The sequence below is a fragment of the Variovorax sp. YR750 genome (assembly GCF_900109805.1).
Taxonomy (GTDB): Bacteria; Pseudomonadota; Gammaproteobacteria; order Burkholderiales; family Burkholderiaceae_C; genus Variovorax; species Variovorax gossypii.
This window is the reverse complement of sequence record NZ_FOBJ01000005.1, coordinates 402,640-415,582: the sequence shown is the minus strand read 5'-3', so window position 1 is coordinate 415,582 and position 12,943 is coordinate 402,640. Positions and strand designations below refer to the sequence as shown.

General features: G+C 69.0%; 12 protein-coding genes. 6 read left to right on the top strand and 6 right to left on the bottom strand.

What is annotated here, in order from left to right; all coding sequences use genetic code 11:
• Positions 1-23 precede the first annotated feature (23 nt).
• The 4 genes from BMY35_RS13385 to msrA form a co-directional block, all read right to left on the bottom strand.
• Positions 24-977 (bottom strand): AEC family transporter, encoded by a 954-nt coding sequence (locus BMY35_RS13385; RefSeq protein ID WP_093199399.1) that lies wholly within the window; start codon positions 975-977, stop codon positions 24-26.
• 159 nt (positions 978-1,136) lie between these two features.
• On the bottom strand, positions 1,137-3,254 hold the full coding sequence (locus BMY35_RS13380; protein ID WP_093199397.1) for a TonB-dependent receptor: 2,118 nt from the start codon (positions 3,252-3,254) through the stop codon (positions 1,137-1,139).
• A gap of 78 nt (positions 3,255-3,332) precedes the next feature.
• Positions 3,333-3,713 carry a hypothetical protein gene (locus BMY35_RS13375; RefSeq protein ID WP_093199395.1) on the bottom strand — a complete coding sequence of 127 codons (381 nt, stop codon included), beginning with the start codon at positions 3,711-3,713 and terminating at the stop codon, positions 3,333-3,335.
• Between the two features lie 24 nt (positions 3,714-3,737).
• Complete coding sequence (gene msrA / locus BMY35_RS13370) at positions 3,738-4,289, bottom strand: peptide-methionine (S)-S-oxide reductase MsrA (protein ID WP_093199393.1); 552 nt, start codon at positions 4,287-4,289, stop codon at positions 3,738-3,740.
• A gap of 102 nt (positions 4,290-4,391) precedes the next feature.
• Between msrA and BMY35_RS13365 the strand changes: the two genes are divergently transcribed.
• The 4 genes from BMY35_RS13365 to BMY35_RS13350 are packed head-to-tail and all read left to right on the top strand — an operon-like array spanning position 4,392 to position 7,741.
• Entirely contained in the window at positions 4,392-5,114 is a 723-nt protein-coding gene (locus BMY35_RS13365; protein ID WP_093199390.1) for a TetR/AcrR family transcriptional regulator, read from the top strand.
• 21 nt (positions 5,115-5,135) lie between these two features.
• The gene (locus tag BMY35_RS13360) at positions 5,136-5,813 is read left to right on the top strand and encodes a protein-L-isoaspartate O-methyltransferase family protein (RefSeq protein ID WP_093199388.1); all 678 of its coding nucleotides are present in this window, start codon (positions 5,136-5,138) and stop codon (positions 5,811-5,813) included.
• A 19-nt stretch (positions 5,814-5,832) separates the two neighbouring features.
• Positions 5,833-6,168: a rhodanese-like domain-containing protein gene (locus tag BMY35_RS13355; protein WP_093199385.1), complete on the top strand. Its 336-nt coding sequence runs from the start codon at positions 5,833-5,835 to the stop codon at positions 6,166-6,168.
• Between the two features lie 22 nt (positions 6,169-6,190).
• A complete protein-coding gene (locus BMY35_RS13350) occupies positions 6,191-7,741 on the top strand; it encodes a TolC family outer membrane protein (protein ID WP_093199384.1) in 1,551 nt (516 codons plus the stop codon).
• 21 nt (positions 7,742-7,762) lie between these two features.
• Here BMY35_RS13350 and BMY35_RS13345 read toward each other — a convergent pair whose 3' ends face one another.
• Together BMY35_RS13345 and BMY35_RS13340 are read right to left on the bottom strand one after the other, a co-directional pair.
• Positions 7,763-9,148, bottom strand: a complete 1,386-nt coding sequence (locus BMY35_RS13345; protein ID WP_093199382.1) for a 3-deoxy-D-manno-octulosonic acid transferase — start codon at positions 9,146-9,148, stop codon at positions 7,763-7,765.
• 163 nt (positions 9,149-9,311) lie between these two features.
• Positions 9,312-10,694 (bottom strand): phosphomannomutase/phosphoglucomutase, encoded by a 1,383-nt coding sequence (locus tag BMY35_RS13340; RefSeq protein ID WP_093199379.1) that lies wholly within the window; start codon positions 10,692-10,694, stop codon positions 9,312-9,314.
• A 113-nt stretch (positions 10,695-10,807) separates the two neighbouring features.
• Between BMY35_RS13340 and BMY35_RS13335 the strand changes: the two genes are divergently transcribed.
• Positions 10,808-12,418: a DNA-3-methyladenine glycosylase 2 family protein gene (locus BMY35_RS13335; RefSeq protein ID WP_093199376.1), complete on the top strand. Its 1,611-nt coding sequence runs from the start codon at positions 10,808-10,810 to the stop codon at positions 12,416-12,418.
• Positions 12,419-12,424: 6 nt separating this feature from the next.
• A complete protein-coding gene (locus BMY35_RS13330; RefSeq protein ID WP_093199371.1) occupies positions 12,425-12,922 on the top strand; it encodes a methylated-DNA--[protein]-cysteine S-methyltransferase in 498 nt (165 codons plus the stop codon).
• Positions 12,923-12,943: the final 21 nt, after the last annotated feature.

Genomic DNA, 12,943 nt, shown 5'->3' with positions numbered 1-12,943 from the left:
CTAGCGGAAGGAGCCCGAACGGCTCAGGGCAGCCACTGCACGCACATCATCACCAGCGTGAGCGTGGCCAGCGCCAGCACCGTCGAGACCGCGACGCTGGCCGTCACCAGGTCTTCGGCCGTGCGGTAGCGCTGCGAGAACAGGAACACGTTGGCGCCGATCGGCAGCGCCGCCGCCACCACCATCACCGTGAGCGGAATGCCGCGCACGCCCAGCAGCCAGCCGATGACTGCCACCAGCAGCGGATGCAGCAGGTTCTTCACCAACGCCTGCACCAGCGCGCCACGCCAGTGCCGCCCGATGGGCGTGAGCGCGAGCGTGATGCCCACCATCACCAGCGCGATCGGACCGAAGGCCTGGCCCAGCAGCTGGATCGGCTTGTCGATGGCCTCGGGCATCACCAGCCCGCTCTGCGCGAACAGCAGGCCCGCGATGATCGGCAGCGGCACCGGGTGGATGATGGCGTTGCGCAGCGCGCGCATCACGGTGCGTGCCATCGACGGGCGCTTCTCGTTGCCGGAGGCACCGGCCTGCTCGCGCGCCACGGCCAGCTCCAGCACCACCGTGGCGCTGGTGAGCAGCACCAGCGAATGCAGCGAGATCAGTGTGAGCAGCACCACCATGCCTTCCTCGCCGTAGGCCAGGCCGATCAACGCGATGCCGATCATCACGGTGTTGCTGTAGGTGTTGGCCAGCGCGATCACCGCCGCCGTGCGGTTGAACCCGCGCAGCGCCAGCGTGCCCGCGAACAGCAGGCCGGAGGCGATGAAGTACGCCGCCACCGGCTTGAGGCTCAGCTGCTCGACGTGCACCGTGCTCATGGCGCGGAACAGCAGCGCCGGCGCGAGCAGCAGGAAGATGAGGTGCGAAAGGTCCTTCACCGCACCGCCGCCGATCCAGCGCCGCTTGCCGGCCAGGTAGCCCACGGCGATCAGCACGACCACGGGCACGAGCGAGGAGATGACGAAGGAATTCACCCGGCGAGGATAGCCCAGGGGTGCAGCCGCCCTGCTCCTTCCCCCTCTGGGGGAAGGTCGGGATGGGGGCAGACGGCGCAGGCAGAAGCCATGGCGCTCTCAAAGGCCGCTTGCCCCCACCCCTGCCCTCCCCCAGAGGGGGGAGGGAGCAAGGCAGGATCAGAACGTCACGCGCAGGCCGACCTTCAGCGAGCGGCCCGGCAGCGGGGCGTTCGGATACACCGTCGTCGTCAGGATCGAGGTCGCGCTGTAGGCCAGCTTGTTCGTGATGTTGTCCATGCGCGCATACCAGGTGAGGTTGGCGCGCTGCACCTTCATGCGGTACGTGATGGCCGCGTTCCACAGCGTGTAGGCATCGGTCTCGCGCGCGCCCACCGAGGGCACGCGGCGCTGCGCCGCGTTGTAGTCGAAGCCGAAGCGCGCGCCCCACGGGCCGTTGTTGTAGGCCAGCGTCGCGCCCAGGCGCAGCGGCGCGATGCGGGGCAGCGGCTCGCCGGTGTCGAGGTTCTTCGCGCGCACGATGTCGCCGCGCCATTCGAGGTCGAGCGTGCCCGCGTCGCCCATGCGCGCGAAGCCGTCGGAGCCCAGCAGGCGCAGGTTGCCGTTGGCCTCGATGCCGGTGAAGCGCGCGCGCACGCCGCCGTAGACGTACTCCGCCAGCGTGTCGGTGGCACCGGCCTCGGCCACGTTGCCTTCCTCGTCGAGGTTGCGCCCCGTCGCCGTCAGGCCGATGTAGTTGCTGAAGCGCGTGACGTAGGCGTTCACGCGGGCCGTGTTGGGGCCCGACTTCCATTGGGCGCCCAGGTCGAAGCCGGTCGACTTCTCCTTCTTCAGGTTCGGGTCGCCCACTTCCCAGGCACCAGTTGCCACGTGGGGGCCGTTGGCCAGCAGCTCGTAGTCCTTGGGCGCGCGCTCGGTGTAGGCGAGGTTCGAGGTCAGCTGCCACTGCGGCGCGAGGTTGACCAGCGCACCGAAGGCCGCGCTGTGCGGATTGAAGGTGCGCTCGCCGATGGCGAAACGCGTGACCGTCGGATCGTCGGGGTAGCCCAGCGAGCGGATGCGGACCTGCTCGGTGCGCGCGCCGAAGCTCAGGCGGCCCCACGAGGTGCCGTACTCCTCGAACAGGAACAGCGCGTTGGTGCGCGTGCGGCTGTGCGGCGCGAAGGCCTCCTCGCCGTCGGCGGCGAAGCGGTTGGTCTCGCTGCTGAAGCCGACCAGGCCCTCGAAGTTGCCGATCTTCTGGTGGCGCGCCTCGATGCGCAGGTCGTTGCTCATGTTCGAGAAGGTGGTGCCGGGCGCGCCGCCCTCGAACTCGGTGTGGCGGTAGTCGGTGTGGCTGAGCTTCGCGTGGATGCTGCTGATGAAACCGCCCGGACGCCATTCGCCCTCGAGCGCGTAGCGGTCGGACTTCATGCGGATGGTGACGTCGTCCTCCGCCACGGTGCCGTAGTTGCTGCGATAGCTGCTGACCGAGGCGCCGATGTAGCCCTGGTCGAAGAACACCGTGCCGCCGAACGCGCCGCCGTTCGCCTCGTTGGCCGAATTGCAGATCTTGCGCGCGGTCCACGGCGAGCCGGGCTTGCTGCATTCGAGGGTGATCGGCACCGAGACGTCCTTCGAATCGCGGTTGAAGGCGTCGACGTGCACCGCGACCCGGTCGTTGCCGCCTTCGAGCACCACGCCGCCGTTCTTTTCCTTGTTGCCGGTGGCATAGCCCAGGTCGGCGCGGCCGCCGAAGCCGTTGATCGGCTCGGTGGGAATGCGGTTGTCGATCACGTTGACCACGCCGCCCACGGCGCTGCCGCCGTACTGCAGCGCCGACGGACCGCGCAGCACCTCGATGCGCTCGGTGACCAGCGCATCGACGGGCACGGCGTGGTCGTAGCTCAGCGACGAGGCATCGGGCGCGGCGCCGCCGTTCTGCAGGATGCGGATGCGGTCGCCGTCCTGGCCGCGGATGATCGGGCGGCTGGCGTTGGGGCCGAAGTAGCTGCTGCTCACGCCGGGCACGTTGTCCAGCGTCTGGCCGAGGGTCGATTCGGAGCGCAGCAGCAGCTTGTCGCCCGAAAGAGTGGTGGTCGGCGCGATCAGGTCGGAGGCGCCGAGCGGGTTGCCGGTGACGGTGATCTCGCGCAGGCTCGCGGCGTCGGCGGGTTGGGGCTGGGCGGCCGGGGCGGCCTGGGCGGTATCAGGCGCCTGCGTCTGGGCCATGCTTGCGAAGGAGGCAAGCGAAAGAACGGCAACGCCGATGGCGTTGCGACGGAAATTGGGAGTCATGAATGGACACTCGGTGAATCAAGGGACGACCGACCGCCACCGCGCGCGAAGCGGGTGCAGCAATCGGGAACGGGGGATTCAGCGAGTGGAAGGCGGGCCGCGCGCGTCGAACAGCGCGACCCAGCGGGCGATGGCCTCGCCCTGCAGGAATGCGAAGGTGGCCGACGGCAGCAGCATCGGCAGCACCACCAGCGGCACGCCGGGCGCGGCGGAGCCGTGGGAAAGCTGGTCGTACAGCCGGCACTCGGCATCGGTGTGATCGCCGAACAGGCTGGCCAGCTGATGCCCGGCATGCTTGTGGACGACCTGTGACGCATGCTCCGCCGCGGCCGGAAGGCCCGGCACGTGCAGCGCGCGGTGCATCAGCCCCAGCGTACCCGCGAACCACAGCGCGACCGCCAGCGCGAACACGAGCGCGCGGGTCGAGCGGGTGCGGTGCTGGCGGACGGCGAGGTGCACGGAAAAAAGGTATCGGCCGGCCGCTCAGGCCTTGAGTCGCGAGGCGAAGGTCTTCTGGAACTTCTCGACCTTCGGGCCCACGACGAACGCGCAGTAGCCCTGGTTCGGGTTGTTCAGGAAGTAGTCCTGGTGATAGGCCTCGGCCGCCGAGTAGTTGGAAAGCGGCGCCACCTCGGTCACGACGGGCGAACGGTAGGTCTTGCTGGCCTCGATCTCGCGGATGACGTCCTCGGCCACCTGCTTCTGAGCATCGTCCGTGTAGTAGATGCCGCTGCGGTACTGGGTGCCGACGTCGTTGCCCTGGCGGTTGAGCGTGGTCGGGTCGTGCACGACGAAGAAGATTTCGAGGATTTCGCGCAGGCTGATCTGCGCCGGGTCGAATTCGAGCTTCACTACCTCGGCATGGCCGGTGCGGCCGGTGCAGACCTGCTCGTAGCTCGGATTGACGGTCTGGCCGTTGCAGTAGCCCGATTCGACGTCGAGCACGCCCTGGACGCGGTCGAAGACCGCCTCGGTGCACCAGAAGCAGCCCCCGCCCAAAACGATGGTTTCGGTGGGCGACGATGAAATGGACATGGTGCTGCTCCGGAGGAGGTTGAAAAGACGAACCCGATATTGTCGCGGCTTGACGTGGCGGATGCCCGTCACTACATTACTAACCAACGAGTCATTAAGAGCATGTCCACGCCCCGTTCCTTCGTCGACAAGATCTGTCCGGTACGCGCCAAGCGCGAGCGCCGGAAGGAGGCGCGCCCCGGCGAACTGCTGGCTGCCGCGCTCGATCTGTTCGTCGAAAAGGGCTTCGCCGCCACCCGCTCCGAGGAAGTGGCGGCACGCGCCGGCGTTTCCAAGGGCACCCTCTTTCTCTACTTTCCGAGCAAGGAAGAGCTGTTCAAGGCCGTGGTCATCGAAAACCTCGGCGGCCGTTTCACGGAGTGGAATGCCGAGTTCGAGGCTTTCGAGGGCACCACCGCCGACATGCTGCGCTACTGCATGAACGTGTGGTGGGAACGCGTCGGCAAGACCCAGGCCTCGGGCCTGACCAAGCTCATGATGAGCGAGGGCGCCAATTTTCCCGCGCTGGCGGAGTTCTACCGCGAGCAGGTGGTCCGGCCCGGCCACGATCTGCTGCGGCGCATTTTCCAGCGCGGCATCGACAGCGGCGAGTTCGCGCCGATGGACGTCGACCACGCGATCTACTCGGTGGTGGCGCCCATGGTCTTCCTCATGCTCTGGAAGCATTCGGCCATGGTCTGCGTCGACGGCGCCGCGGCGCTGGACCCCGAAAAATACCTGACGACCCAGGCCGAAGTGGTGATCAACGGGCTCAGCGTGCGCTCCGGAAGGCCGACCGAACCGGGGGTGTCATCGGCGGCACCTAAAATTGAAGGTTTGTCCTGAGCCCACAAGGAAAGCCACGCCATGAACCCCACCCCTACCCTCGAGCGCTTGCGCTTCAACATGATCGAGCAACAGATCCGTCCCTGGGACGTGCTCGACAACGACATCCTCGAGCTGCTGGCCGAAATCCACCGCGAGGACTACGTGCCCGACGCGCACCGCACGCTCTCGTTCTTCGACATGGAACTGCCGCTGCTCGACGGCTCCGTGCCCGGCGAGATCATGCTGTCGCCCAAGGTCGAGGCCCGCACGCTGCAGGACCTGCACATCCAGAAGCACGAGACCGTGCTCGAGATCGGCACCGGCTCCGGCTTCATGGCCGCCCTGCTCGGCGCCCGCGCCGCCCAGGTGCTCTCGCTGGAAATCAACCCCGTGCTGGCCGCCCGCGCCGCCGAGACGCTGCGCCAGAACGGCGTGACCAACGTCGAGGTGCGCAATGCCGACGGCGCCGTGCCCCTGCCCAGCGGCCCGAGCTTCGACGTGATCGTGCTCAGCGGCTCCGTCGCCCGCATTCCGCAGAACCTGCTGGGTTCGCTCAAGGTCGGCGGCCGCCTCTCGGCCATCGTGGGCGAAGAGCCCATGATGCGCGCCCACTTCGTCACCCGCACCAGCGAAAGCAAGTGGGAAACCATCCAGCCCTGGGACACGATGGCCCCGCGTCTGCTGAACTTCCCCGAGCCTTCGCGCTTCTCGTTCTGAGCAGACGGTCGAGCAAAGAATGATCGATCAAGTCCGCCCCGCCGACCTTGCCACCTGGTTCGCACAGAACGCCGACGCAGCCCCCGTGCTGCTCGACGTGCGCGAACCCTGGGAACTGCAGACGGCGAGCGTCGCACCCCAGGGCTTCACCCTGGTGGCGATTCCGATGAACGAGATCCCCGGGCGGCTGGCCGAGCTGAATGACGGCCAACGCATCGCCTGTTTGTGCCATCACGGCGCGCGCAGCCAGCGCGTGGCCGCCTTCCTGAACCAGAACGGCTTTGACCAGCTCGCCAACGTGGCGGGCGGCATCGACGCCTGGTCCTCGCACGACCCCACGGTCCCGCGCTACTGATTCTTTCCCCCAAGGACGTTCAATGCCTTCCAGGCCCCGGCTTTCGCCTATTTCCGCAGCGCTCGCAACCACCTTCGCAGCCCTGCTCGCATCGCCGGCCCTGACCCAGGCCCAGACACTGAACGAACTCTACGAATCCGCCCGCGGCTTCGACGCCACCTACCAGGGCGCACGGGCCCAGTACGACGCGAGCATCGCGCGCGCCGCGCAGGCCAAGGCCGGCATCCTGCCCGCCGTGGGGCTCACGGCCGGCGTGACGCGCAGCGACCTCGACATCGAAACCCTCACGGGCACCGGCCGCGGCACCAGCACGCCGCGCGACTTCACCACGCAGAACGTCGGCATCAACGCCACCCAGCCGCTGTACCGGCCCGCCAACTGGGCCACCTACGAACAGGGCAAGCGCCAGGCCGACATCGCGCAGGCGGTGCTCACCATCGCGGAACAGGACCTGATCGTGCGCGTGAGCCAGGCCTACTTCGACGTGCTCGCGAGCCAGGACAGCCTGGCGCTCGTGCGCGCGCAGAAGGTCGCGGTGGCCGAGCAGCTGGCTTCCGCCAAGCGCAACTTCGAGGTCGGCACCTCCACCATCACCGACTCGCGCGAGGCGCAGGCCCGCTACGACCTGGTGATCGCGCAGGAAATCGCCGCCGAGAACGACCTGCAGGTGAAGAAGGTGGTGCTCGACCAGCTGGTCGGCCGGCCCGGCAGCGTGCCGGTGCCGCTGACGGTGCCGGTGGTGCTGCCCACGGCCACGCCCGCGGACATCAACGCCTGGGTGTCGCAGGCCGACGAGGTGCATCCCGCCATCAAGCAGGCCCGCCTGGGCCTCGACGTGGCCGGGCTCGAGGTGGACAAGGCCAAGGCCGGCCACAAGCCCACCCTGGACGCCAACCTTGGCTACAACATCACGCGCAACCCGACCGGCACCAGCACGAGCACCGTCGGCACCCGAGTCAATGCGACCACGGTGGGCGTGACCTTCAACATGCCGCTGTTCGCCGGCTTCGCGACCGAGAACCGCATCAAGGAAACGCTGGCGCTCGAAGACCAGTCGCGCAGCGTGCTCGAGGGCACGCGCCGCAGCGTGGCGCAGGCCACGCGCGCGGCCTATCTCGGCCTCGTTTCCGGCGCGGGACAGGTGAAGGCGCTGGAAGCGGCCGAAGCGTCGAGCCAGAGCGCGCTCGACGCCAACCGGCTCGGCTACCAGGTCGGCGTGCGCATCAACATCGACGTGCTGAACTCGCAGAGCCAGCTCTACCAGACCAAGCGCGACCTCGCGCAGGCGCGCTACAACGTGCTTCTGGGCAACCTGAAGCTGCGCCAGGCCAACGGCACGCTGACGACCGACGACATGAATGCGATCAACGCCACGCTGGCGAGCAACGGCAGCGTGCCGGCCGTGCCGCCGGCCATCGGCCCCGATCGCGGTACGACGGCTCCCGCGGTGACCGTGACGCCGCCGAGCATTCCGGTGGTTCCGCCCGTGCCGGTGCAGCCCTTCAATCCGCCGGCGCCGACGATGCCCACGGCACCCGTGCCGCCGGTGATCCTGAACCCGCCGGTGCGCTGAGCGCCGGAGTTCCGGCCTCGATCAGTCCAGCGTGGGCTCGGCCCGCGCAGGCTCGACAGCCTCCACCGGCACGCCCTGCTCCGTCACTGGCTCCGCCGCCTGCGCGATCGCCAGCACCGCAGCGGCCGTGCGTTCGGCCGCACCGCGGTTCGACGACGAGAACGCCAGCGCGGCCTGCGCCATCGCGGCGCGACGCTCGGGGTTCTCCACCAGCTTCAGCGCGGCCGTCACGGCCTGCTCCATGCCTTCGACGCGCAGCGATGCGCCGGCAGCCAGCGAGAGCTGCGCCGCCTCGGCGAAGTTGAATGTGGAAGGCCCCATGACCACCGGGCAGCCGCACGCCGCCGGTTCGATCAGGTTCTGCCCGCCCAGCGGCTCGAAGCTGCCGCCGAGCAGCGCCACGTCGGCCAGGCCGTAGTACAGCGCCATTTCGCCCAGCGAGTCGCCGAGCCAGATCTCGGCCTCGGCCGGCTGGCCGGCGGCGCTACGGCGCGCCACCGCGAAGCCCTCGGCCTCGATCAGCTCGGCCACCTCGTCGAAGCGCTGCGGATGGCGCGGCACGATCATCCATTGCACGTCGTGCACCCGCTTGGAGATCGAGCGGATCGCGCCCTGCTCCGGCGGCACCGGCGACGTCGCGCCGAAGCGCTTGAGCACTTCGAGCAGCATGCGCTCCTCGCCGTCACGCGAGCTCGCGAGCACGACCATCGGCTTGGGCAGGCGCTCGCGCAGCGAGCTGGCCGTGGCGAGCTGGCGCGCGTCGGGCGTGGCGTCGAACTTGAGGTTGCCGTAGATGCCGGCCACCTTGGCGCCGAGCGATACCAGGCGATGAGCGTCGGCCTCGGTCTGCGCCCAGACGGCCGTGAGAGCCGAGTAGGAGGGGCGCGCCAGCCAGGCCAGCCGCTCGGCGGCCGCCAGCGATTTCTCGTTGAGGCGCGCATTGGCCAGCACCAGCGGAATGCGGCGCTCGGCACAGGCGGCCGTCATCTCGGGCCAGACCTCGGTTTCCATCAGCACGCCGATGCGCGGCTGGAAACGGTCGAGGAAGCGTCGCACCGCGCCGGGGGTGTCCCAGGGCTGCCAGACCTGCGTATCGCCCGGCTCGAGCAGCTTGGCGCCCTCCTCGCGGCCGGTGGCGGTGCCGTGCGTGAGCAGGATCGGTACGCCCGGGTACTGGCGCCGCAGCTCGGCGATCAGGATGGCCGCCGCGCGCGTCTCGCCGAGCGAGACCGCATGCACCCAGCACTGGGCCTGGCCGGTGGTGGCTTCGTCGTAGTAGCCGAAGCGCTCCTCCACGGCCACGCCATAGCCCGGCTCGGCCTCCGCGCGGCGTCGCAGCTTGCGGCGCACCAGCGGTTGCACGACGGTGGTGAAGACGCCGTAGAGGCGCAGCAGCAGGGAACGCACGATTCAGCGCCCCTTCACACCGTTGCAGAACCCGCAACGCGTGAAGCCGGCACGGCCCTTCACGCCAGGGATACCGTGGAACCGGCTTTGCCGGGCCACCGGTATCGCCCCCTGGAAGGGGGTTGGCGCAGCGACACGAAGTGCGCGAAGACTGGGGGTCATCCTAATGTGCCGCTTCGGCCAGCTTGGCGTCGGGCTTCGCGGTTCTCAAAAGGGCCAGCATCTCGGCCTCGATGCGCTTCAGCGCGGCATCGGTCTGGCCTTCGAAGCGCAGCACCAGCACGGGGGTGGTGTTCGAAGCGCGGATCAGGCCGAAACCATCGGGCCAGTCGACGCGCAGGCCGTCGATGGTCGAGACCTTGGCGGGGGCGGCGAAGCTCGCGCCCTTCACCAGCTTGTCGACCACCGCGTGCGGCTCGCCCTCGGCGCAGGCCACGTTCAACTCGGGCGTCGAGAAACTCGTGGGCAGCGCATTGAGCACGGCGTTCGCGTCGGGGCTCTTGCTCAGAATTTCGAGCAGCCGGCAGCCCGCATAGGTGCCGTCGTCGAAGCCGAACCAGCGCTCCTTGAAGAAGATGTGGCCGCTCATCTCGCCGCCCAGCGGCGAATCGATTTCCTTCATCTTCGCCTTGATGAGCGAGTGGCCGGTCTTGAAGATCATCGGCTTGCCGCCCGCGGCCTCGATGGCCGGCGCCAGGCGCTGCGAGCACTTCACGTCGTAGACGATGGTGCCGCCGGGCACGCGCGAGAGCACGTCCTGCGCGAAGAGCTGCATCTGGCGGTCGGGAAAGATGTTCTGGCCGTCCTTGGTGACGATGCCCAGCCGGTCGCCGTCGCCGTCGAAGGCCAGGCCCAGTTCGGCGTCGCCCTTGGCCAGCGCCGCGATCAGGTCCTTCAGGTTTTCGGGCTTGCTGGGGTCGGGATGGTGGTTGGGGAAGTTGCCGTCGACCTCGCTGTAGAGCTCGGTCACCTCGCAGCCCAGGGCGCGGAAGATGGCCGGGGCCGAGGCGCCGGCGATGCCGTTGCCCGAATCGACCACGATCTTCATCGGCCGCGCCAGCTTGATGTCGCCCGCGATGCGCTCGATGTACGCCTGGGTCACGTCGACCTTGCGAACGCTGCCGCCCGCAGCGAGCTGGGCGGAGCCGGCCTCCATGGTCCTGCGCAGGCCCTGGATCTCGTCGCCGTAGATCGCGCGGCCGGCCAGCACCATCTTGAAGCCGTTGTAGTCCTTGGGGTTGTGGCTGCCGGTGACCTGGATACCGCTCTTGCACAGCGTGTGGGCCGCGAAGTACAGCATCGGGGTGGTCACGGCGCCCACGTCGATCACTTCGATGCCGGTGGCCACCAGGCCCTTGATCAGCGCCTCGGACAGCGAGGGGCCCGACAGGCGGCCGTCGCGTCCCACTGCCACCGACTTCTCGCCCGCCGCGCGCGCGGCGCTGCCGAAGGCCCTTCCGAGCGCTTCCGCCACCTCCGCATCGAGAGTGACCGGCACGACGCCGCGAATGTCATAGGCCTTGAAGATCGACGCGCTGAGCTGCATGAAAGGCGTTTCCCTGCTGTGGATATGTAAACGGGGCATTGTAGGCAAGGCCCAGGGTGCCCACATGTCCGAAAACGGCCAGTTGAAACGAGTCGAAACCGTATCATTTCTTCATGCCCGCCAACCAAACCTCCACCGAAGCGCTCGAGAGCGACGCCTGCTACCTGGCGATGAAGACGCATGACGCGCGCTTCGACGGGTCGTTCTTCACCGCAGTGACATCCACCGGCATCTATTGCCGACCGGTCTGTCGCGTCAAGCTTCCGCGGCGCGAGAACTGCCGGTTCTTCCGCCATGCGGCACAGGCCGAGGCCGCCGGCTTCCGCCCCTGCCTGCGCTGCCGGCCCGAGCTCGCGCCGCGCGCGGCCAGCTGGTCGACCGAGGACGCCTCGCGCATCCTCGCGCTGCAGGCGGCGCGGCTGATCGACGAGCCCGACGCCTGGTCGGAAGACGGCCCCGGCGCGGCCCAGATCGCGGCCCGCCTGGGCGTGAGCGACCGCCACCTGCGGCGCATCTTCGAGGCCCAGTTCGGCGTCTCGCCCCTGCAATACCTGCAAACGCGCCGCCTGCTGGCCGCCAAGCAGCTCATCGCCGACACCCGCCTGCCGATGACGCAGGTGGCGCTGGCCAGCGGATTCGCGAGCGTGCGGCGCTTCAACGCGGCCTTCCTCGAACACTACGGCCTGAACCCCAGCGCGCTGCGGCGTGCCGGCGGCGCCATCGCCGAGGGCGGCGAAGGCAGGGCCATCGAGGTGCGGCTGGGCTTCCGCCCGCCCTACGACGCCAATGCCATGCTCGGCTTCTTCGCGCGCCGTGCGCTGCGCGGCGTCGAGGTCGTCTCCACGGCCGACGGCAAGGAGCCCGCCAAGGGCAGCACGCCGGTCTATTCGAAGCTGACCCGCACGCTGCGCATCCAGCACGGCGGACAGGCCCACGCCGGCTGGCTGCAGCTGCGCTTCGACCTCGAACGCGAGCAGATGCTGCTGTCGGTCAGCGATTCGCTGGCCGCGGTGCTGCCCATCGTCATCAGCCGCGCTCGCGCGCTGTTCGACCTCGATGCGGAGCCGATGGCGATCAACGCGGCGCTGCACGCGGCCTTTCCGCATGGCGACGGGCTGCGCGTGCCCGGCGCGGTCGACGGCTTCGAGCTCGCAGTGCGCGCGGTGCTGGGCCAGCAGATCACGGTGGCCGCGGCGCGCACGCTCGGCTCGCGGCTGGTCGAGGCCTTCGGCGAGCCGCTGGCCACGCCCGTCGAGGGGCTGACTCGCCTGTTTCCCACTCCTGCGGCGATTGCCGCCGCGAGCGGCGACGAGCTGGGCCGCCTCGGCATCGTGCGGCAGCGGCAGACCGCGCTGCACGCCATCGCGCGCGAAGTCGCCTCCGGCAAGCTGGCGCTGCATGCGGGTGCCGACGTGCCTTCCACCATCGCCGCGCTGCAGGAGCTGCCCGGCATCGGCGCCTGGACCGCGCAGTACATCGCGATGCGCGCGCTGCGCTGGCCCGATGCCTTTCCGGCCGGCGACGTCGCGCTGCAGAAGGCGCTGGGCGTGACCACGGCCCGTGCCGCCAGCGAGGCTTCGCTGGCATGGCGGCCCTGGCGCAGCTACGCGGTGCTGCGGGCCTGGCATGCGCCAACCGCCGTCGCCCCGGCACCCTCCGCCAATGCAGCCGAAACGGCGGACACCGAATCTCCTCCAATCACCACGGCAGGCGTCGCAGCCTGAAGCGTCATGAAGTTCAAGAGCAAAGTCATCTACACCTCGCACATCGACACGCCGCTCGGCGGCATCACGATGGCAGCCACCGACAAGGGGCTGGCCGGCGTCTGGTTCGACCAGCAACGCCACTGGCCCGACACCAGCGGCTGGGTCACCAAGGAAGACCACCCCGCGCTGGTTGAGGCCGCCGCCCAGCTGCGCGACTACTTCGCCGGCAAGCGCGACAGCTTCGACATGAAGCTCGACCTGTCGCACGGCACCGCCTTCCAGCAGAGCGTGTGGCAGCAATTGCTGGCCATTCCGGCGGGCGCCACCACCAGCTATGGCGCCCTCAGCGTCACCGTGGGCAACCCGGCCGCGGTGCGCGCGGTGGGCGCGGCCGTGGGGCGCAACCCGATCAGCGTGATCGTGCCCTGCCACCGCGTGCTGGGCTCGGACGGCTCGCTGACCGGTTACGCTGGGGGGCTCGAACGCAAGACAGCATTGCTGCAGCTCGAAAAGGCAATCTGAGCCTTCCGGGCGCACAGCAGA

Excerpts from the sequence above, each read along its gene's own strand:
- BMY35_RS13380 (WP_093199397.1), bottom strand. The coding sequence starts at position 3,254 with ATGACTCCCAATTTCCGTCGCAACGCCATCGGCGTTGCCGTTCTTTCG.
- msrA (WP_093199393.1), bottom strand. The coding sequence starts at position 4,289 with ATGTCCATTTCATCGTCGCCCACCGAAACCATCGTTTTGGGCGGGGGC.
- BMY35_RS13365 (WP_093199390.1), top strand. The coding sequence starts at position 4,392 with ATGTCCACGCCCCGTTCCTTCGTCGACAAGATCTGTCCGGTACGCGCC.
- BMY35_RS13360 (WP_093199388.1), top strand. The coding sequence starts at position 5,136 with ATGAACCCCACCCCTACCCTCGAGCGCTTGCGCTTCAACATGATCGAG.
- BMY35_RS13355 (WP_093199385.1), top strand. The coding sequence starts at position 5,833 with ATGATCGATCAAGTCCGCCCCGCCGACCTTGCCACCTGGTTCGCACAG.
- BMY35_RS13350 (WP_093199384.1), top strand. The coding sequence starts at position 6,191 with ATGCCTTCCAGGCCCCGGCTTTCGCCTATTTCCGCAGCGCTCGCAACC.
- BMY35_RS13340 (WP_093199379.1), bottom strand. The coding sequence starts at position 10,694 with ATGCAGCTCAGCGCGTCGATCTTCAAGGCCTATGACATTCGCGGCGTC.
- BMY35_RS13335 (WP_093199376.1), top strand. The coding sequence starts at position 10,808 with ATGCCCGCCAACCAAACCTCCACCGAAGCGCTCGAGAGCGACGCCTGC.
- BMY35_RS13330 (WP_093199371.1), top strand. The coding sequence starts at position 12,425 with ATGAAGTTCAAGAGCAAAGTCATCTACACCTCGCACATCGACACGCCG.